This is a genomic window from Cellulomonas pakistanensis (genome assembly GCF_016862755.1).
Taxonomy (GTDB): domain Bacteria; phylum Actinomycetota; class Actinomycetes; order Actinomycetales; family Cellulomonadaceae; genus Cellulomonas; species Cellulomonas pakistanensis.
Genome location: NZ_BONO01000004.1, coordinates 30,750 through 48,882, shown reverse-complemented (window position 1 = coordinate 48,882; position 18,133 = coordinate 30,750). Strand labels below are relative to the sequence as shown.

Genomic DNA, 18,133 nt, shown 5'->3' with positions numbered 1-18,133 from the left:
TCCTGGCCGGCCCGGGTGGGGCCGGGCCGGGCCGTCAGCCCACGCGGCCGGCGTAGGCCATGGAGTTGAAGTACCGCATCGGGGAGATCTTCACCGGGGTCCCGGGCTTCGGGGCCTCGAGGATCTGGCCGCCCCCGATGTAGATCGCCACGTGGTAGACGCTGCTCGCGTCGTTCGGGTTGTTGCCCCAGAACACCAGGTCACCCGGCTGCAGCTGGCTGTAGGCGATCTTGGTGACCTGCCGGTACTGGTCGCGCGAGGTCCGGTTCAGGCTGACGCCCGCGGCCTTCCACGCGCCCTGGGTCAGGCCCGAGCAGTCGTAGCCGTGGGGGCCCGTGCCGCCCCAGACGTACGGCAGCCCGATCTTGGTGCGCGCCCAGGCGATCGCGGTCTCCGCCTTGCTCGCCGACACCGGCGGCGGGGTGGCGGCCGGCGGCGTGACGACGGGCGTGGTCGGCTTCGGCGTGGTCGGCGCCGGGTTGCTCGGGGTCGACGGGGTGCTGGGCGTCGACGGGGTGCTCGGGGTCGACGGCGTCGAGGGCGTGCTCGGCGCCGCCGGGGTGCTCGGCGTCGAGGGCGTGCTGGGCGCGGCCGAGCCGCCGCCCGCCGCCGGGGCGCTCGGCGCGGGCGTCGCCTCGCGCTCGGCCTGGGCGGCCGCCTCGGCGCGCGCCTGGCGCTCGGCGTCGACCTGGTCCTGGCGGGCCTGCTCGACCTCGGCGCTGGTGTTGCGCGCGACCGCGAGCTGCTGGATGAGGCCGGCCCGCTCCGTCTGCGCGGAGGCGACGGCGGCGTCCGCGTCGCTCTGCGCCTGCTCGGCCGCGTCCAGCGCGGCCTGCGAGTCGGCGGCCGCCGTCTCCTGCGCCTCGGCGGCCGCGTCGGCCTTGCCCTTGAGCGTGGTGGCGACCTGCTCGGCGGCGAGGTAGCCCTGCACCGCCTGGTCGGCCCGCGAGCTGACCCGGGACAGCGCCTCGCTGCGCTCGACGACGTCCTCGAACCCGTCGGCGGACAGCAGCGCCTGCACGGTGTCCATGGAGCCGCCGGAGCGGGCCGCCTGCCGGGCGATGGCCACGAGCGTCGACCGGGCGTCCTCGAGCTGCTCCTGCGCCTGGTCGTACTGCGCGGACGCCTCGCGCGCCTCCTGCTGCGCGCTCGCGAGGTCGGCCTGAGCCTGGGCGACGTCCTCGCCGGCCTGCTGGACCGCGACCTGCGCGGCGTCCGCCTCGGTCGCGAGCTCGGCGAGCCGCACCTCGATGCCCGCGACCGCGCCGGACGCGGACGTCACGGCGCGCCGCGCGTCCCGCACGTCCTGGTCGGTGACGTCGGGGTCGGCCAGCGCCGCACCGCCCGCCGGCACCAGCAGCACCGCCGCCGTGATCACCGCGGCCGCACCGCGCACCGCGCGCGTCCGTCCCATCCGCACCACGTCCACACCTCTCGTCGCCTGGCCACCCGGCCCGTGCGCACCGTCCGCGCACCCGGGCGGCCTGTCCGCGCCCCGCTGAGGGACGCTACCCGCCGGATTCACAGAAGTGAACACGAGTCACACCGTTCACAGGAGTCACATCGGCGTCGTTCGGGACGAACCGGACAGCCGGCGGGACAAATCACCCGCCCGGGCGAGCGACCCGGTCCGACCGGGCGGTGCGCCCGCGCCGGCGTGGACGCGTCGTCCCAGATGGTGGGACGCGTGTTCCACGCCCCGACCGGCGCTCCGTACTGTGGACCGCATGTCCCGCCGAATGTGTCGCTGACCCGCGCACGCTCGGCTGTGCCCGCAGGCCGCCCACCGGCCCCGCGGCACCGGCTCCCCGGCCACCGCGACGCCCCGTCGCCCCCGGGCAGCCGCCCACCGGCACCGGCCGCCCGGGACTCCTCCTGGCACGACGCGCGTGCGCACCGCCTCCACCCGCCCGCACCGCCCCACGCACCGCCAGGAGAGCTCATGACCTCGTCGCAGTGGTCCTTCGAGACCCGCCAGATCCACGCCGGCCAGACGCCGGACAGCGCCACCGGCGCCCGCGCGCTGCCGATCTACCAGACCACGTCCTACGTGTTCCCCGACGCCGGCGCCGCCGCCGACCGGTTCGCGCTCAAGGACCTCGGCCCGATCTACACCCGGATCGGCAACCCCACGGTCCAGGCGGTCGAGGACCGGATCGCCTCGCTCGAGGGCGGCGTCGGCGCGCTGCTGCTCGCCTCCGGCCAGGCCGCCGAGACCTACGCGATCCTCAACATCGCCGAGGCCGGCAGCCACGTCGTCGCCAGCCCGAGCCTGTACGGCGGCACGTACAACCTGCTGCACCACACGCTGCCCCGGTTCGGGATCGAGACGACGTTCGTCACGGACCCGCACGACCCGCAGGCGTGGCGCGACGCCGTCCGGCCGAACACGAAGGCGTTCTTCGCCGAGACCGTGCCCAACCCGAAGCAGGACGTCCTCGACATCGAGACCGTCGCGGGCGTCGCCCACGAGTCCGGCGTCCCCCTGATCGTCGACAACACGGTGCCGACCCCCTACCTGATCCGGCCGCTGGAGTGGGGAGCGGACGTCGTCGTGCACTCCGCGACCAAGTACCTGGGCGGGCACGGCGCGGCGATCGGCGGCGTCATCGTCGACGGCGGCACGTTCGACTACGGTGCCGACCCCCAGCGGTACCCGTCGTTCAACACGCCCGACCCGTCCTACGACGGCCTCGTGTTCGCGCGGGACCTCGGGAAGGACGGGGCGTTCGGCGTCAACCTGTCCTACGTGCTGCGCGCGCGGGTGCAGCTGCTCCGCGACCTCGGCGCCGCGATCAGCCCGTTCAACGCGTTCCTCATCGCCCAGGGCCTCGAGACCCTGTCGCTGCGCGTCGAGCGGCACGTCGCGAACGCCCAGAAGGTCGCCGAGTGGCTCGAGGCGCGCGACGACGTGCTGTCCGTGACCTACGCCGGCCTGCCGTCACACCCGCAGCACGAGCTCGGCAAGAAGTACGGCCCGAAGGGCACCGGCGCGGTGCTCGCGTTCGAGGTCGAGGGCGGGGCCGCCGCCGGCCAGGCGTTCGTGTCCGCGCTCGAGCTGCACTCCAACGTCGCGAACATCGGGGACGTGCGCTCGCTGGTCATCCACCCGGCGTCCACGACCCACAGCCAGCTGACGCCCGAGGAGCAGGCGCTGTCCGGCGTCACGCCGGGGCTGGTCCGGCTCTCCGTCGGCCTGGAGGGGATCGAGGACATCCTCGCCGACCTCGACGCCGGCTTCCGCGCCGCCAAGGGGGCCTGAGGCGACCCCGTGCCCACCACCCGATCCACCCCGACGGGCGCCGCGACCCCCGCGGCGCCCGTCGGCGCACCCACGTCAGGACGGCCCGTGCCCGACCGCACCACCCGCACCGCCACGCCCGACCGCTCCGGCCGGCCGCTGCCCAGCGCCCTGCCGCGCGCCTCCTCCGCCTGGCGCGAGGGCGACCCCGTCGGCCGCCGCCGGTTCGTCGACCTCGGCGCCCTGGACCTGGAGGCGGGCGGGCGGCTGCCCGACGTCCGCCTGGCCTACGAGACCTGGGGCACGCCCGCGCCGGACGGCTCCAACGCGGTGCTCGTGCTGCACGCGCTCACGGGGGACTCGCACGTCACCGGCGACGCCGGCCCGGGGCACCCGACGCCCGGCTGGTGGTCGACGCTCGTCGGCCCCGGCGCGCCGATCGACACCGACCGCTGGTACGTCGTCGCGCCGAACGTGCTCGGCGGCTGCCAGGGCAGCACGGGCCCGTCGAGCCCCGCCCCGGACGGGCGCCCGTGGGGCGGCCGGTTCCCGCAGGTCACCGTGCGCGACCAGGTCGCCGCGGAGCTGCGGCTCGCCGAGGCGCTCGGCATCGGGTCCTGGGCGCTGGTCGTCGGCGCGTCGATGGGCGGGCAGCGCGCGCTCGAGTGGGCGGTGACCGCGCCGCACCGGGTGCGCCGGCTCGCCGCGATCGCGACCACCGCGCAGACCTCGGGCGACCAGATCGCCTCGTTCCACACCCAGCTCACCGCCCTGGCCGCCGACCCGCGGTTCCGCGGCGGCGACTACTACGACGCGCCGGACGGCGAGGGCCCGCACGTCGGCCTCGGCCTCGCCCGGCAGATCGCGCACCAGACCTACCGCAGCGCCGCCGAGCTCGACGCGCGGTTCGGCCGGGTCCCGCAGGGCGGCGAGGAGCCGCTGGAGGGCGGCCGGTTCGCCGTGCAGTCCTACCTCGACCACCACGGGGACAAGCTCGCGCGGCGGTTCGACGCCAACACCTACGCCGTGCTCACCCGGTCGATGATCACGCACGACCTCGGCCGGGACCGCGGCGGCGTCGAGGCGGCGCTCGCGACGATCACGGCGGACACGCTGGTCGTGGCGGTCGACTCGGACCGGCTGTTCCTGCCGGAGCAGTCCGCCCGCATCGCGGCGGGCGTGCCGGGCGCCCGGCCGCTGCGCACGCTGCGCACGCCGTACGGGCACGACGGGTTCCTCATCGAGCACGAGCAGCTCGGCCCGATGGTGCGGGACCACCTGGCGGGCTGAGGTCGGGCGCGCGGCGGCGTCTGGCACGCTGGCCCCATGCAGACGGGGATCGGGGACGTCACGGCGCGCACCGCGGTGCTGCGCCGGCAGTGGGACGCGCTGCGCGCGTGGGTCGGCGACGTGCTGGACGCGGACACCGCCCGCGCGGCCAGCGTGCTGGACGGGTGGAGCGTGGCCGAGCTGGTCGCGCACCTCGGGCGGGCGATGGACGCGCTCGCCGTGTGCGAGCCCGCACCCGCCGGCACCGTGCCGCTCAGCCTCGCCGAGTACCTCGGGTCGTACGCCGGCCGGGCCGCCGACATCGACCGCGTCACGAGGGAGCTCGCCGCCGAGATCGCCGACGACCCGCTGCGGCACGTCGACGCCCTCGTCCAGCGCGCGCTGCGCCGCGCCGACGAGCTCGGCCCCGAGGACCGGGTGGTCCAGGCCCGCCGCGGCCCGGTCCTGCTGTCGACGATGCTGGCGTCCCGGATCACCGAGCTCGTGGTGCACGCCGACGACCTGCAGCGGTCCCTCGCGCGCGCCCGCGGCGCCGCCCCGGGGTCCCGCGCCGAGCTCGGCACCGGCATCGGCCCGCTGCCGGGCGTCCCGGGCGGGCTCGGCCCCGCAGGACTCGGCGACGGCGTCACCTCGGCGGGGCCGCTCGACGGCGACGCGCTCGACCTCGTGGCGCACGAGCTGCTCCGCATCGTGCGGGCCCGCGGCGGGTGGGACCTCGACGTCGTGCAGCCGCTGACCTGGGTGCGGCTCGCCGCCGGGCGCGTGCCGTACGACGTGGACGTGCTGGCCGCCGCGCTCGCGCCGCGGTTCACCTCGGACGCGGTCCCGGACCTCGGGCGGATGCTGCCGGTCCTCTGACGTCGCCCCGCCGAGACGGCGACGCTCGGCTGTGCGGGGACGCACCACGACAGCCGAGCGATGCCGTCTCGACGGGATCCCGGTGCGTGGTCCGCGGCGGGGGCTAGGGTCGGGAGGGTGCTCGCCGCGATGGTCACCCGGTTCTCGCCCGACGACCCCCTCGCGGGGCTGACCGTCGGGCACCACGTCGACCCGGCGCCCCGCGAGCACTGGACGACCGTCGACGTGCGCGCGGCGGCCCTCAACCAGCACGACCTGTGGTCGCTGCGCGGCGTGGGCCTGAAGCCCGACCAGCTGCCGATGGTGCTCGGCACCGACGGCGCCGGCGTCACCCCCGACGGGCGCGAGGTCGTCCTGCACGCGGTGGTCGGCGGGGCGTCCGGGCACGGCGTGGGCCCCGACGAGCCCCGCTCCCTGCTGTCCGAGCGGTACCCCGGCACGATCGCCGAGCGGGTCGCCGTCCCCACGTGGAACCTCGTCGCCAAGCCGTCGGAGCTGTCGTTCGTCGAGGCGGCCTGCGTGCCGACCGCGTGGCTGACGGCCTACCGGATGCTGTTCGTCACCGGGCGCGCGCAGCCGGGGCAGCGCGTCCTGGTGCAGGGCGCGGGCGGCGGCGTCGCCACCGCCGCGATCCGGCTCGCCGCCGCGGCGGGGCTCGAGGTGTGGGTCACCAGCCGGGACGAGACCCGGCGCGCCCGGGCGCTGGAGCTCGGCGCCGCGGGCGCGGTCGCGTCCGGCGAGCGGCTGCCGGTGCGCGTCGACCTGGTGGTCGAGACGGTCGGCGCGGCGACCTGGTCGCACTCCGTCCGCTCCGTGCGGCCCGGCGGCACGATCGTGGTGGCCGGCGCGACCACCGGCGACCCCGCGGCGATGGAGATCCAGCGGGTGTTCTTCCTGGAGATCGCGGTGCTCGGCGCGACCATGGGCACCAGGCAGGACCTCGAGCAGCTGCTCGCGTTCCTCGCGCGCACCGGCGTGCGCCCGGTCGTCGACTCGACGGTCCCGCTGGCCCGGGTCGGCGAGGGCCTGGCACGCTTGGCGCGCGGCGAGCAGTTCGGCAAGGTCGTCGCCGAGGTCTGACGGGGTCGACGGGCGATCCGACGGGGAGGCGCGATGGCGGGCCGGTGGCGCACCGACGTCCTCGGCGAGGACTACCGCGTCCGGACGATCGAGCTCGCGCCCGACGACGAGGGCGAGGTCGTCGCCAGCCTGGTCCGGTACGCGCCGCCGACCGCGGAGCAGCTCCGCCCGTCGCGCGCCGTGCTGTACCTGCACGGCTGGTCGGACTACTTCTTCCAGACCGGCCTCGCGGAGTTCTGGCACGCGCAGGGCGCCGCGTTCTACGCCCTCGACCTGCGCAAGTACGGGCGCAGCCTCCGCCCGCACCAGACGCCCGGCTACGTCGACGACCTGCGCACCTACGACGAGGAGATCGAGGCGGCGCTCGACCAGGTGCACCGCGACCTCGGGCGGTTCGCGCGCGTGATGGTCATGGGCCACTCCACGGGCGGGCTGATCAGCGTGCTGTGGGCGAACCGGCACCCCGGGCGCGTGCACGGCCTGGTGCTGAACTCCCCGTGGCTGGAGCTGCAGGGGGCCGCGGTGGTCCGGCACGTCAGCGCGCCCGCGATCGCCCGGCTCGCCCGGCTGCAGCCGAAGGCGCCGCTGCCCAACATCGACCCGGGGTACTACGGCCGCACCCTCCGCGCCGCGGACGGCGGGGAGTGGACGTACGAGGACGCGTGGCGGCCGGTCCCCGCGTTCCCGGTGCGGGCGGGCTGGCTCGCCGCGATCCTCGCCGGGCACGCGGAGGTCGCCCTCGGGCTGCACGTCCCCGTGCCGGTGCTCATGCTCGCCTCCGACCGGACGGTGATCAGCCCGCGGTGGAGCGAGGACATGCGGGCCGCCGACGTGGTGCTGGACGTCGAGCTGCTCGCCCGGCGGGCGGTGCAGCTCGGACCGGTGGTGTCGGTCGTGCGGATCCGGGGCGGGCTGCACGACCTCACGCTGTCGCCGGCACCGGTCCGCGCGCGGCTGTACGCCGAGATCAGCCGGTGGACGGCGGCGTACGGCTGGTCGTGACGCGCGGGACCGCCGCGGCGGGCGGCCGGTCAGGCGCCGACGGCCTCGCCGAGCGTCGGGCCGTCCTCGCCGAACCGCCACACGCGCCAGCCGTCGGCCGGGCGCTCCAGGTCGGCCGCGGCGGTGGCGGCGTCGCTGGGGTCGGCGTGCACGCTGCCGTCCTCGAGCTCGATCAGCCCGTCGGCACGCAGCGTCGCCACCAGCCGCTGGTTCCGGCGCACCCGGTGCCAGACGAGCTCCAGGTCGCCGCGCTCGGCGGAGGCCAGGGCCTCGAGCTCGGGCAGCGCGGCGACGGCGTCGCCGTCCCGGGGCGCGGGCACGTCGTCGACGACCGGCGGCAGCAGGGTGGTCTCGTCGGCGCGCGGCGCGGGGCGCTGCTCGGGCGCGGGCGCGGCGTGCCGGTGGTGCTCCGGGGCGCCGGCGGCCGGCGCCGCGGCGGCGGGGACCACCGGGGTCGGGTCGGTCGGCGCGGTGCCGCGGGCCGGGGTCGACGTGGCGGTGCGGCCCGTGGTGACCGGGACGGCGCCGGTGCGGGGCCCGGGCTCGACCGCCCTCCGGGGGCCCGGCGTCGCGCGCAGCGGGGACACGTCGACGTAGCGGCGCCCGCCGGGGCCCTGGGTGACGCCGAGCCGCAGCACCTCGACGCCGCCGCCGGCGGTCACGTGGTCGACCGCCTCCAGCACGTCCTCGGCGACGTCCGCGCACACGACCACGAGGCGCGCCCCGGGCCGGGCGGGGGCCTGCGCCTGCAGGATGGGGGCGCGGTCGCGGAACACCGCGAGGTCCGCCTCGAACGCCTCGGGGCCGCCGCGGTACGCCCGGGCGAGCTCGGCGCGGCTCAGCCGCGACGCCGCACCGGCGTGCCGGAGGGCGCGGACCAGGCCGGACCCGTCGAGCTGCTGCACGACCTCGACGACCACGGGCCGGGCGGTCGCGTCCAGCGCCAGCAGGTGCGGGCCGCCGGGGGCGCCCTCGCGGACCGGGAGCACGTGCTCGCCCAGCAGGTCGGAGACGTGGTCGGCGACCAGCGCCGCCGAGTCGGCGTCGAAGCTGTCGGCCCGGGGCCGCATCGGCTGGACGAGGGTCCCGTGGCCGCCGTCGAGCTCGAAAGTCGCCATCAGTCCGCCGCTTCCCTTCCCGCGGCCCTGCTCCGGACCGCCCCACCGCGCCGCGCGCGTCGCCGCCCGGCACCGCCGGGCGTTCCACCCCGCGGAAGTCTTCCACCACCGTAACCGGGCCCGGCCCGGGATCCACCCATCTGCACGAGATGTCCACGCGCGCGTGGGACCGCCGCCGGCGACCCCTCGGGCGTCACGCGGACAGGTGCTCCTCCAGACGCTCGACCTTGCCGGTCAGCTCACCGGTGTGCCCGGGACGGATGTCCGCCTTGAGCACCAGGCTCACGCGGCCCGCGTGCCGGCCGACGGCCTCGGACGCGCGCCGCACCACGTCCATGCACTCGTCCCACTCGCCCTCGATCGTCGTGAACATCGCGTCCGTGCGGTGCGGCAGGCCGGACTCCCGGACCACGCGCACCGCGTCGGCGACGGCCTCGGTCACGGACTCACCCGCGCCGAGCGGGGACACGGAGAACGCCACGAGCATGCGACCCACCCTGGTGCACCGCCCCCGGTGGCGTCCAGCCCCAGGACGGGTGCGGCGCGTGCCGCTCGGGTGGCGCGCCCGCTCGCGCGCACCGGCACCAGGTCGGACCCATCCGTCCCGGCCGCGGCTCCGAACCCGGGTCATGCGCACCCACCGTGCGCACCGTGAACGGGGACGCACCCCGGGAGGAGACCATCATGGGCCAGTCCGCCAACCGCCTCGTCGGCGGCGTCTTCGGCGCCGTCTACCTGCTCGTCGGGATCGCCGGCTTCTTCGTCAGCTCCGGCGCCGACTTCGCCGGCACCGAGGGCGGGACGCTGATCATCTTCGAGGTCAACCCCCTGCACAACATCGTGCACCTGGCGATCGGCGCGGCTCTGCTCGGCGCCGCCCTGTCGTCCGTGAAGGCCGCGCGCACCGTGAACACCACGGTCGGCGCCGTGTACCTGCTGGTCGGCCTGCTCGGCCTGTTCCTGGTCGGCTCGTCCGCCAACATCCTCGCCCTGAACGGCGCGGACAACGTGCTGCACTTCGCCAGCGCGGTGCTGCTGCTCGGCGTCGGCCTCGGTGCCGACCGCGCCGCCACCGCCCCGGCCGCGGCGCGCCGCGCGTGACCGCGTCGCTCGCCGGCCGCGCGCACGGGCCTGCGCGAGGGCTGCCCGGCCGTCGTGCGCACGGCCTGCCGCGGCCGACGGGCGGCGGCGCCCCGGCGCTCCTGGCCCCGGCAGTGGTGCGGGAGCGCGCCGCCGCGGACGCGGACGCCGAGGGCGCGCTCCAGGCGCTCGCCCGGCAGTGGGCGGCGCTCGGCGCGCTGGGGCTCGGGCTGGTCGCCTCCGGCGTCGGCGCGGGTCACCTGGCGCACCACCTCGCGGTGGGAGTGGCCCTCGCGGCGCTGGGCCTGACGGCCCTCGCCTGGGGCGTGCTGGCCCTGCGCGGGCCGGCCCCGGTGCCGCGGGCCGCCGTCGGCGTCGCCCTCGCGGCCGGCCCCGCGGTGCTGCTCAGCGCGCCGCTGACCGCCAGCGCCACGACGGCCGCCGAGGCCGCCGCCCTGGTCCTCGCGCTGGCCGTCGGCATCCTGCTCGCCCTCGGGCAGCGGGCCGCCGCCGGGCCGCGGCGCCGGGCCCCGGGCGGCGCCGGGCAGGCCGGCACGCTCGCGCTCGGCGCGCTGCTGGTGGCCCTGGTGACCGTGCCGGGGCTGGCCGCGACCGAGGCGGGCGCGCACGCGGTCCCGCACGGCTCGCACGGCCTCCCCGCCGAGACGGGGCACGCGGGCCACTGACCCGCACGCCCGGGGTCCAGGCCCGGGTTGCACGGCCGGGCGCAGGCCCGGCACGCACGGCCGGGCGCAGGCCCGGCACGCACGGCCCGGCCCCGAGGCCGGGCCCTACGACCGCCGCGCGGCGTCGGCCGGGACGGCTCCCCCGGCGTCGCGCGGCCTTCGCCGAGACCCACTGATCCGCTCGAGCCCACCCGTCGTGTGCGGGGGTCTCGGCCGATTCAGTGGGTCTCGGCGCGCGCCCACCCCGCACTCGCCGGCCGCACGAACGCCGGAGGCCCGGCACCCCCTCAGGGGTGCCGGGCCTCCGCGTACTCCGGTGAGGTGGCTCAGGCCGCCTCGTCCTCCGAGGTGAGGTTCCGGGTCTTGTTCTGGTCGACCAGGATGCCGGGGCCGTTCGTGGTCGAGACGGTCGCCTTGGTGATGTAGCGGCCCTTCGACGCGGACGGCTTGAGACGCAGGATCTCCTCCAGCGCGGCGGCGTAGTTCTCCACCAGCTGGGTGTCGGAGAACGACGTCTTGCCGATGATGAAGTGCAGGTTCGCGTGCTTGTCGACGCGGAACTCGATCTTGCCGCCCTTGATGTCGGCGACGGCCTTCGCGACGTCCATGGTCACGGTGCCGGTCTTCGGGTTCGGCATGAGGCCGCGCGGACCGAGCACCTTGCCGAGGCGGCCGACCTTGCCCATGAGGTCCGGGGTCGCGACCGCGGAGTCGAAGTCGGTGTAGCCCGCCGCGACCTTCTCGATCAGCTCGTCGCCGCCGACCTCGTCCGCACCGGCGGCGCGGGCCTGCTCGGCGCGCTCGCCCGTCGCGAACACGATGACGCGGGCGGTCTTGCCGGTGCCGTGGGGCAGGTTGACCGTGCCGCGGACCATCTGGTCCGCCTTGCGCGGGTCGACGCCGAGGCGCATCGCGATCTCGACGGTCGCGTCGTACTTCGTGGTCGACGTGGCCTGCGCGAGGCGGATCGCCTGCAGCGGGTTGTAGGTGGTGCCGGCCTCGATCTTCTCGGCCGCGGCGCGGTACGCCTTGCTGTGCTTCGCCATCTGCTCTCTCTCCTTCAGCAGTCGTGGTCGTCGGGCCGCACAGGGCCCTGCCACTGGGGCGCCCGCCCCGGAGGTCCCGGGGCGGGCGGTCACTCAGTCGATCGGGGGATCAGCCCTCGACCTTGATGCCCATCGAGCGCGCGGTGCCGGCGATGATCTTCTCGGCGGCGGCGAGGTCGTTGGCGTTCAGGTCCTCGAGCTTGGTCGAGGCGATCTCGCGGACCTGGTCCGCGGTCAGCGTCGCGACCTTGACCGTGTGCGGCGTGGGCGAGCCCTTCGCGACACCGGCGGCCTTCTTGATGAGCTCGGCGGCCGGCGGGGTCTTCGTGATGAAGGTGAAGGACCGGTCCTCGTAGACCGTGATCTCCACCGGGATCACGTTGCCGCGCTGCGACTCGGTGGCCGCGTTGTAGGCCTTGCAGAACTCCATGATGTTGACACCGTGCTGACCCAGCGCCGGACCGATCGGCGGGGCGGGGGTCGCCGCACCGGCGTTGATCTGGAGCTTGATGAGGCCGGTGACCTTCTTCTTCGGGGGCATGAGCCACCCTTTCTTCTCTCGTGGGCCGACGCCGTGGGCGATGACCCGGTTGCAGTGCTGCGTCCGCACGCGCCCCGCGGTGCGGGGCGGCGGGTCAGATCTTGGCGACCTGGCTGAACGACAGCTCGACCGGGGTCTCCCGGCCGAAGATGGAGACGAGGACCTTGAGCTTCTGGTTCTCGGGGCTGATCTCGGAGATCGTGGCCGGCAGCGTGTCGAACGGGCCGTCGGTGACGGTGACCGACTCGCCGACGGTGAAGTCGACCTCGATCGGGGTGGCGGCCTTCTGCTGCGGGGCGGCGGCCGGGGCCTTCGCCTCGATCGTCGGCGCCAGCATGGAGAACACCTCGTCGAGGGTCAGCGGGACCGGCTGGTGGGTGTGGCCCACGAAGCCCGTCACGCCCGGGGTGTGCCGGACGGCGCCCCACGACTCGTCGGTGAGGTCCATGCGCACGAGGACGTAGCCGGGGATCCGGACGCGGCGCACGACCTTGCGCTGCGCGTTCTTGATCTCGACGACCTCCTCCATGGGGACCTCCACCTGGAAGATGAAGTCCTCCATGTTGAGGCTCTGGATGCGGTTCTCGAGGTTCGTCTTCACGCGGTTCTCGTAGCCCGCGTAGGAGTGGATGACGTACCAGTCGCCGAACTGCGACCGCAGCTGCGCCTTGAACGCGGCGACCGGGTCCTCGTCGACGTCGACCTCGTCGTCCGCGGCGACCTCGTCGGTCTCCTCGTCCGCGGCGGCCTCGTCCGCGACCTCGTCGGTCGCGGCGGCGTCGTCGGCCTCGGCCGGCTCGACCTCGTCGGACTCCTCGTCCGTCACGTCCGTGGGCTCGCCGGCGGCCGGGGCCTCGACCGCCTCGATCGACGCCAGGGCGTCGTCGAGCTCGGACTGGGCGGCACCCTGGCCGTGCTCCTGCGATTCCTGCGACACGTGCGAACCTGCTTTCTGCTGCGGAAGGTGGTGCTGAGTGACGTGCACCCCTCGAGGGGCGCCGCGGAGGCTCAGCCCCCGAAGATCCAGAACGTGGCCCGGCCGACGCCGAAGTCCACGAGGGTCACGAACGCCATCACGACGACCACGAAGACCAGCACGACGCCGGTGTAGGTGACCAGCTCGGACCGGGTGGGGCGGACGACCTTCTTGAGTTCCGCCACGACCTGGCGGACGAACAGGGCGATGCGGGCGAACAGGCCGCGCTTCTTCTCCGGGCGGGCGGACTTCTTGCCGCCGGTCCGCTCCGCGGGCTCGCCCGCGTCGGACGCCGCCACGGGTGCCGAGTCGCTCACCTGATCGATTCCCCTACGTCTCGCGACCCCGGCCGTCGCCGGGCGCCTCATGTCGGCCGGCGGCCGCGCCCGGGGGGATCCCCGGGGCGCCGCGCGGTCCGTGACCACACGCGCAGGGCAGGCGAGACTCGAACTCGCAACCGCCGGTTTTGGAGACCGGTGCGCTACCAATTGCGCCACTACCCTACGGCGGCGTCGTCCTGGTGAGGCACCCTCGCGGGCGCGGCTCATCATGGCGGACGTCAACCACCGGGGAACCACTGTACGCGACGCGCGGGCCGGGGTCGAACCACCCCCCGCCCGCCCGCCCGTCCGCCGTCGCGCGACGCCCCCGGCCCGCGGACACGGACTGCGCCACGACGCCCCCGTCTGCGAGGATGGCGGGCGTGAGCGCGCCCGACCTCCAGCCCGCCCCGTCCGCGTCGACCCGCCGCGTGTCCGCGCGCGTCGGGGGCATCGCCGAGTCCGCCACGCTGGCGGTCGACGCGAAGGCCAAGGCCCTCAAGGCCGCCGGGCGTCCGGTGATCGGCTTCGGCGCCGGCGAGCCCGACTTCCCGACGCCGGACTACATCGTCGAGGCGGCCGTCGCCGCCGCGCGCGAGCCCGCGAACCACCGCTACTCCCCCGCCGGCGGCCTGCCCGCGCTCAAGGAGGCGATCGCGGCCAAGACGCTGCGCGACTCCGGCTACGAGATCTCCCCGGCGGACGTGCTCGTCACCAACGGCGGCAAGCAGGCGGTGTACCAGGCGTTCGCCACGCTGCTCGACCCGGGCGACGAGGTGCTGCTGCCCGGGCCGTACTGGACGACCTACCCCGAGGCGATCCGGCTGGCCGGCGGCGTGCCGGTCGAGGTGATCGCGGGCGTCGACCAGGGCTACAAGGTGACGGTCGAGCAGCTCGAGGCCGCCCGCACCCCGCGCACCAAGGTGCTGCTGTTCTGCTCGCCGTCCAACCCGACCGGCGCGGTGTACACGCCCGAGGAGACCGCCGAGGTCGGCCGCTGGGCGCTCGAGCACGGCGTCTGGGTCGTCACGGACGAGATCTACGAGCACCTCACCTACGACGGCGCGGTCGCCACGCCGATGCTGTCCGCGGTCCCGGAGCTCGCCTCGACCACGGTCGTGCTGAACGGCGTCGCCAAGACCTACGCGATGACCGGCTGGCGGGTCGGGTGGCTCGTCGGCCCGTCCGACGTCGTGAAGGCCGCGACCAACCTGCAGTCGCACCTGACGTCGAACGTCGCCAACGTGTCCCAGCACGCGGCGATCGCGGCGCTGACCGGCGACCTGTCCGCCGTCGCCGCGCTGCGCGAGGCGTTCGACCGCCGCCGCCGGACGATGGTCTCGATGCTGGCGGAGATCGACGGCGTGGTCATCCCCACCCCGGAGGGCGCGTTCTACGCGTACCCGGCGGTGCAGGGCCTGCTGGGCCGCACGTTCCGCGGCGTCACGCCCACCACCTCCGCCGAGCTGGCCGCGCTGCTGCTCGACCAGGCGGAGGTCGCCGTCGTCCCGGGCGAGGCGTTCGGCCCGAGCGGCTACCTGCGGCTGTCCTACGCGCTGGGCGACGCCGACCTGGCCGAGGGCGTCGGGCGGATCCAGGCCCTGCTCGCCGAGGGCTGACGCCCGCTCGCCGCCCCGGCCGAACGGCGCGTCCACCGATCGGTGGACCCCCGGTCCCGTCCCCCGGTCGTCCCGCCGGGAGCACCCCCGCCGCGACGCTGGGGTCATGGACGACAACGACCTCGCGGTCCGGGTGACCGGGCTGCAGAAGCGGTACGGCGAGAAGCGCGCCGTCGACGGGCTGGACCTCGCGGTCGCCCGCGGCGAGATCGTCGCCGTGCTCGGGCCGAACGGCGCGGGCAAGACGACCACGGTCGAGATCCTCGAGGGCTACCGCCGCCGGGACGCGGGCGACGTGCGGGTGCTCGGCGAGGACCCGCAGACCGCCGGGCGGGCGTGGCGGTCCCGGATCGGCATCGTGCTGCAGACCAGCAACGACCTCGCGGAGGCGACGGTGTCCGAGCTGGTGCACCACTTCGCCCGGTACTACCCCGCGCCGCGCGACCCCGACGAGGTGATCGACGCCGTCGGCCTGCGCGAGAAGGCCCGCACCCGGACCCGCCAGCTGTCCGGCGGGCAGCGCCGCCGGCTCGACGTCGCGCTCGGCATCGTCGGCCGCCCGGAGCTGCTGTTCCTGGACGAGCCGACCACCGGGTTCGACCCCGAGGCGCGGCACGCGTTCTGGGACCTGATCGCCGGGCTCCGGGACGGCGGCACCACGATCGTGCTCACCACGCACTACCTGGACGAGGCCGAGCACCTGGCCGACCGGGTGGCCGTGGTGCGCTCCGGCCGCGTCGTCGCCGTCGACACCCCGGCCGACCTCGGGGGCCGCTCGGCCCGCCGCGCCGTCGTCCGGTGGACCGAGGGCGGCACGCACCGGCAGGAGCAGACCGACTCCCCGACGGCGCTGGTCACGGCCCTCGCGACCCGGATCGGGGGGCCGTCCGGCGAGGTCCCGGGCCTGCAGGTGCTCCGGCCGACGCTCGAGGACGTCTACCTCGGGCTCATCGCCGACGACGGAACCGTCGCCGGCACCCCCGCTCCCGCTCTCGTGACCACGGAGGCCGTGCGATGACCGCCACGACCGCATCCACGACCCGCGCCACCCGCCCCGGCAGCGCCCCGCGCCTGCCCGGCACGCTGCGCCTCGGGCTCGAGCGCGCCCGCTACGAGGTCCGCGGGTTCTTCCGCGAGCGGGACGCGATCGTCTTCATCTTCGCGTACCCGATCATCATGCTCGCGATCTTCGCGACGGTGTTCGGCCAGGACGGCGCGGAGGTCGCGGACGGCGTGCCGTTCGCCCAGTACTTCCTGCCCGGCATGGTCGCGACCGGCGTGCTGCTGTCCTCGTTCCAGTCGCTGGCGATCTCGATCCCGGTCGAGCGGGACGAGGGCGGGCTGAAGCGGCTCGGCGGCACCCCGCTGCCGGCGGCGGCGTACTTCCTCGGCAAGGTCGGCCAGGTGCTGGTCGTGTCGGTGGTGCAGGTCGCGCTGCTCCTGGTCGTCGCCGCGACGCTGTTCGACGTCGCGATGCCGGGCACCGCCGCGCTGTGGGGCACGTTCGCGTGGGTCTTCGTGCTCGGCGTGGCCACCGGCGCGGTCTGCGGGGTCGGGTTCTCGTCCCTGCCGCGCTCGGGCCGGTCCGCGAGCGCCGTGGTCACCCCGGTCGTCCTGGTGCTGCAGTTCATCTCCGGCGTGTTCTTCACGTTCTACGACCTGCCGACGTGGATGCAGCAGGTGGCGTCGGTGTTCCCGCTCAAGTGGATGGCGCAGGGCATGCGCTCGGTGTTCCTGCCCGAGGAGGCGGCCGCGCTGGAGCCGTCCGGCTCCTGGCAGCACGGCGCGACCGCCGCGGTGCTGCTCGCCTGGCTGGTGGTCGGCCTGGTGGTCGGCGTCCGGACGTTCCGGTGGCGGCGGCGTGACGACGGCTGACCTGCGCCACACTGGGCCCGTGACCGACGGCGCGCGTGCGGGGGACGGGGCGACGGCCCCGGCCCCCGCGGTCGCGCCCCCGCAGTCCGAGCGGACCCTGTTCTGGCGCCGCTCGCTGGCCGGCTGGGACGCCGCGTTCTACGCGCTGCTGGCGATCAGCGCGATCTCGATCCTCACGGTCGCCGACAGCTACCCGCCGGACGCGCCCACCTGGGCCGCGCTCGGCGGGCTCGTCGTGCTGCTGGCCGCCTACCTGCTGGTCGGCCGCCGCGGCGCCCAGGCCGGCGACCTGCGGCTCACCCGCGCGTACCTCGTGGTGCTCGTGGTCGTGGTCGCGCTGTGCAGCGGGGTCAGCACGATCGGCTCGATCCTGCTGTTCGTCGGCTTCTCGCAGGTGTGGTTCTTCGCGGCCTCGCTGCGGGAGGGCGTGGTCGCGTCGGTGGTGCTCGCGACCGCGTCCTGCGCGACCATCGCGGCCGCGGCGTTCGCCGCCGGCGAGGACCCGTCCGCCCGGGACCTCGTCGTCCTGGTCGCGCAGATGGCCGTCGGGCTCATCTTCTCCCTGGCGCTCGGCGTGTGGATCACCCGGGTCGCCGAGCGGTCCGAGGAGCGCGCCGAGCTGCTGGAGCGGCTCGAGGCCGCGCAGGCGCAGCTCGCGGTGAGCAACCACGCCGCCGGCGTCCTGGCGGAGCGCGAGCGGGTGGCGCAGGAGATCCACGACACCCTCGCCCAGGGGTTCACCAGCGTCGTCATGCTCGCGCAGACCGCCCAGGCCCAGCTCGACGCGGGCCGCCCGGAGCTGGCGCGGGACCGGCTGGCGCAGGTCGAGCAGGTCGCCCGGGACAACCTGGCCGAGGCGCGCGCGCTGGTCGCCGCCTTCGGCCCGGCGGCCCTCGCGGACGCCACGCTCGCGGAGGCCCTCGAGCGGCTGGCGGAGCGGTTCCAGGCCGAGACCGGCGTGCGGGTCGAGGTCGCCCTCGGCGACGCCGGCGCACCGGACCGGGACACCGAGGTGGTGCTGCTCCGCGCCGCGCAGGAGGCCCTCGCCAACGTCCGCAAGCACGCGGGCGCCCGCCGGGTCCTGCTGCGGCTGGTGCGGGACGACGGGACGCTCGCGCTCGAGGTGCTCGACGACGGGCAGGGCCTCGCGCCCGGCACCGCCGAGGGCGTCGGGCTGCGCGGCATGCGGGAGCGCGTGACCGCCGGCGGCGGCACGCTCGACGTGGCCGGGGAGCCCGGCCGCGGGACGCGGGTGCGGCTGGCGATGCCGCTCCGCGACGACGCACGGCCGGGCGCCGACCCGGGGACGGGGGCGGCGTGACCGCGCAGGAGGACGCCGCGACGGTGGTGCGGGTGCTGGTGGCCGACGACCACCCGGTGGTGCGCTCGGGGCTCGTCGGG

The 18,133-nt window shown here is 75.9% G+C and carries 18 protein-coding genes and 1 tRNA gene; 11 read left to right on the top strand and 8 right to left on the bottom strand.

The features are described 5' to 3' along the window. Positions 1 to 34: 34 nt before the first annotated feature. Positions 35 to 1,414 carry a C40 family peptidase gene (locus Cpa01nite_RS03835; protein ID WP_203667434.1) on the bottom strand — a complete coding sequence of 460 codons (1,380 nt, stop codon included), beginning with the start codon at positions 1,412 to 1,414 and terminating at the stop codon, positions 35 to 37. A gap of 528 nt (positions 1,415 to 1,942) precedes the next feature. Here Cpa01nite_RS03835 and Cpa01nite_RS03830 point away from each other — a divergent pair. From Cpa01nite_RS03830 to Cpa01nite_RS03810, 5 genes are all read left to right on the top strand, one after another. Further along, positions 1,943 to 3,262: a bifunctional o-acetylhomoserine/o-acetylserine sulfhydrylase gene (locus Cpa01nite_RS03830; RefSeq protein ID WP_203667433.1), complete on the top strand. Its 1,320-nt coding sequence runs from the start codon at positions 1,943 to 1,945 to the stop codon at positions 3,260 to 3,262. A 138-nt stretch (positions 3,263 to 3,400) separates the two neighbouring features. Then, positions 3,401 to 4,531 (top strand): homoserine O-acetyltransferase MetX, encoded by a 1,131-nt coding sequence (metX, locus tag Cpa01nite_RS03825; RefSeq protein WP_239068522.1) that lies wholly within the window; start codon positions 3,401 to 3,403, stop codon positions 4,529 to 4,531. Between the two features lie 36 nt (positions 4,532 to 4,567). Continuing rightward, a complete protein-coding gene (locus Cpa01nite_RS03820) occupies positions 4,568 to 5,389 on the top strand; it encodes a maleylpyruvate isomerase N-terminal domain-containing protein (RefSeq protein WP_203667431.1) in 822 nt (273 codons plus the stop codon). A 117-nt stretch (positions 5,390 to 5,506) separates the two neighbouring features. Then, positions 5,507 to 6,469, top strand: coding sequence for a zinc-binding dehydrogenase (locus Cpa01nite_RS03815; RefSeq protein WP_203667430.1), 963 nt, complete (start codon positions 5,507 to 5,509; stop codon positions 6,467 to 6,469). Positions 6,470 to 6,502: 33 nt separating this feature from the next. Next, positions 6,503 to 7,471 (top strand): alpha/beta hydrolase, encoded by a 969-nt coding sequence (locus Cpa01nite_RS03810; RefSeq protein ID WP_203667429.1) that lies wholly within the window; start codon positions 6,503 to 6,505, stop codon positions 7,469 to 7,471. Positions 7,472 to 7,500: 29 nt separating this feature from the next. Here Cpa01nite_RS03810 and Cpa01nite_RS03805 read toward each other — a convergent pair whose 3' ends face one another. Together Cpa01nite_RS03805 and Cpa01nite_RS03800 are read right to left on the bottom strand one after the other, a co-directional pair. Further along, complete coding sequence (locus tag Cpa01nite_RS03805) at positions 7,501 to 8,589, bottom strand: restriction system modified-DNA reader domain-containing protein (RefSeq protein WP_203667428.1); 1,089 nt, start codon at positions 8,587 to 8,589, stop codon at positions 7,501 to 7,503. Positions 8,590 to 8,782: 193 nt separating this feature from the next. Next, positions 8,783 to 9,076 carry an MTH1187 family thiamine-binding protein gene (locus Cpa01nite_RS03800; RefSeq protein WP_203667427.1) on the bottom strand — a complete coding sequence of 98 codons (294 nt, stop codon included), beginning with the start codon at positions 9,074 to 9,076 and terminating at the stop codon, positions 8,783 to 8,785. A 197-nt stretch (positions 9,077 to 9,273) separates the two neighbouring features. Between Cpa01nite_RS03800 and Cpa01nite_RS03795 the strand changes: the two genes are divergently transcribed. Together Cpa01nite_RS03795 and Cpa01nite_RS03790 are read left to right on the top strand one after the other, a co-directional pair. Further along, positions 9,274 to 9,690, top strand: a complete 417-nt coding sequence (locus Cpa01nite_RS03795) for a DUF4383 domain-containing protein (RefSeq protein ID WP_203667553.1) — start codon at positions 9,274 to 9,276, stop codon at positions 9,688 to 9,690. Next, positions 9,687 to 10,355, top strand: a complete 669-nt coding sequence (locus Cpa01nite_RS03790; protein WP_203667426.1) for a hypothetical protein — start codon at positions 9,687 to 9,689, stop codon at positions 10,353 to 10,355. The genes Cpa01nite_RS03795 and Cpa01nite_RS03790 overlap by 4 nt, the downstream gene beginning before the upstream one ends. Positions 10,356 to 10,681: 326 nt before the next feature. Here Cpa01nite_RS03790 and rplA read toward each other — a convergent pair whose 3' ends face one another. From rplA to Cpa01nite_RS03765, 5 genes are all read right to left on the bottom strand, one after another. Beyond that, a complete protein-coding gene (gene rplA, locus Cpa01nite_RS03785; RefSeq protein WP_203667425.1) occupies positions 10,682 to 11,401 on the bottom strand; it encodes a 50S ribosomal protein L1 in 720 nt (239 codons plus the stop codon). A 109-nt stretch (positions 11,402 to 11,510) separates the two neighbouring features. Then, the gene (gene rplK, locus Cpa01nite_RS03780; protein ID WP_147795436.1) at positions 11,511 to 11,942 is read right to left on the bottom strand and encodes a 50S ribosomal protein L11; all 432 of its coding nucleotides are present in this window, start codon (positions 11,940 to 11,942) and stop codon (positions 11,511 to 11,513) included. A gap of 94 nt (positions 11,943 to 12,036) precedes the next feature. Next, positions 12,037 to 12,879 (bottom strand): transcription termination/antitermination protein NusG, encoded by an 843-nt coding sequence (nusG, locus tag Cpa01nite_RS03775; protein WP_239068504.1) that lies wholly within the window; start codon positions 12,877 to 12,879, stop codon positions 12,037 to 12,039. Positions 12,880 to 12,950: 71 nt separating this feature from the next. After that, entirely contained in the window at positions 12,951 to 13,235 is a 285-nt protein-coding gene (gene secE / locus Cpa01nite_RS03770; RefSeq protein WP_203667424.1) for a preprotein translocase subunit SecE, read from the bottom strand. 113 nt (positions 13,236 to 13,348) lie between these two features. After that, positions 13,349 to 13,421: transfer RNA gene (locus Cpa01nite_RS03765), tRNA-Trp, on the bottom strand. 191 nt (positions 13,422 to 13,612) lie between these two features. Between Cpa01nite_RS03765 and Cpa01nite_RS03760 the strand changes: the two genes are divergently transcribed. The 4 genes from Cpa01nite_RS03760 (at position 13,613) to Cpa01nite_RS03745 (ending at position 18,053) form a co-directional block, all read left to right on the top strand. Further along, on the top strand, positions 13,613 to 14,857 hold the full coding sequence (locus Cpa01nite_RS03760; protein WP_203667423.1) for a pyridoxal phosphate-dependent aminotransferase: 1,245 nt from the start codon (positions 13,613 to 13,615) through the stop codon (positions 14,855 to 14,857). A gap of 106 nt (positions 14,858 to 14,963) precedes the next feature. Next, entirely contained in the window at positions 14,964 to 15,875 is a 912-nt protein-coding gene (locus tag Cpa01nite_RS03755; protein WP_203667422.1) for an ABC transporter ATP-binding protein, read from the top strand. After that, positions 15,872 to 16,732: an ABC transporter permease gene (locus Cpa01nite_RS03750; protein WP_203667421.1), complete on the top strand. Its 861-nt coding sequence runs from the start codon at positions 15,872 to 15,874 to the stop codon at positions 16,730 to 16,732. Before Cpa01nite_RS03755 ends, Cpa01nite_RS03750 begins: the two co-directional genes overlap by 4 nt. Positions 16,733 to 16,751: 19 nt before the next feature. Then, positions 16,752 to 18,053 carry a sensor histidine kinase gene (locus tag Cpa01nite_RS03745; protein WP_203667420.1) on the top strand — a complete coding sequence of 434 codons (1,302 nt, stop codon included), beginning with the start codon at positions 16,752 to 16,754 and terminating at the stop codon, positions 18,051 to 18,053. The last annotated feature ends 80 nt before the right edge of the window (positions 18,054 to 18,133 follow it).

Excerpts from the sequence above, each read along its gene's own strand:
- Cpa01nite_RS03795 (WP_203667553.1), top strand. The coding sequence starts at position 9,274 with ATGGGCCAGTCCGCCAACCGCCTCGTCGGCGGCGTCTTCGGCGCCGTC.
- Cpa01nite_RS03755 (WP_203667422.1), top strand. The coding sequence starts at position 14,964 with ATGGACGACAACGACCTCGCGGTCCGGGTGACCGGGCTGCAGAAGCGG.
- Cpa01nite_RS03800 (WP_203667427.1), bottom strand. The coding sequence starts at position 9,076 with ATGCTCGTGGCGTTCTCCGTGTCCCCGCTCGGCGCGGGTGAGTCCGTG.
- Cpa01nite_RS03750 (WP_203667421.1), top strand. The coding sequence starts at position 15,872 with ATGACCGCCACGACCGCATCCACGACCCGCGCCACCCGCCCCGGCAGC.
- rplK (WP_147795436.1), bottom strand. The coding sequence starts at position 11,942 with ATGCCCCCGAAGAAGAAGGTCACCGGCCTCATCAAGCTCCAGATCAAC.
- Cpa01nite_RS03810 (WP_203667429.1), top strand. The coding sequence starts at position 6,503 with ATGGCGGGCCGGTGGCGCACCGACGTCCTCGGCGAGGACTACCGCGTC.
- Cpa01nite_RS03820 (WP_203667431.1), top strand. The coding sequence starts at position 4,568 with ATGCAGACGGGGATCGGGGACGTCACGGCGCGCACCGCGGTGCTGCGC.
- Cpa01nite_RS03805 (WP_203667428.1), bottom strand. The coding sequence starts at position 8,589 with ATGGCGACTTTCGAGCTCGACGGCGGCCACGGGACCCTCGTCCAGCCG.
- Cpa01nite_RS03830 (WP_203667433.1), top strand. The coding sequence starts at position 1,943 with ATGACCTCGTCGCAGTGGTCCTTCGAGACCCGCCAGATCCACGCCGGC.
- rplA (WP_203667425.1), bottom strand. The coding sequence starts at position 11,401 with ATGGCGAAGCACAGCAAGGCGTACCGCGCCGCGGCCGAGAAGATCGAG.
- Cpa01nite_RS03835 (WP_203667434.1), bottom strand. The coding sequence starts at position 1,414 with ATGGGACGGACGCGCGCGGTGCGCGGTGCGGCCGCGGTGATCACGGCG.
- Cpa01nite_RS03760 (WP_203667423.1), top strand. The coding sequence starts at position 13,613 with ATGGCGGGCGTGAGCGCGCCCGACCTCCAGCCCGCCCCGTCCGCGTCG.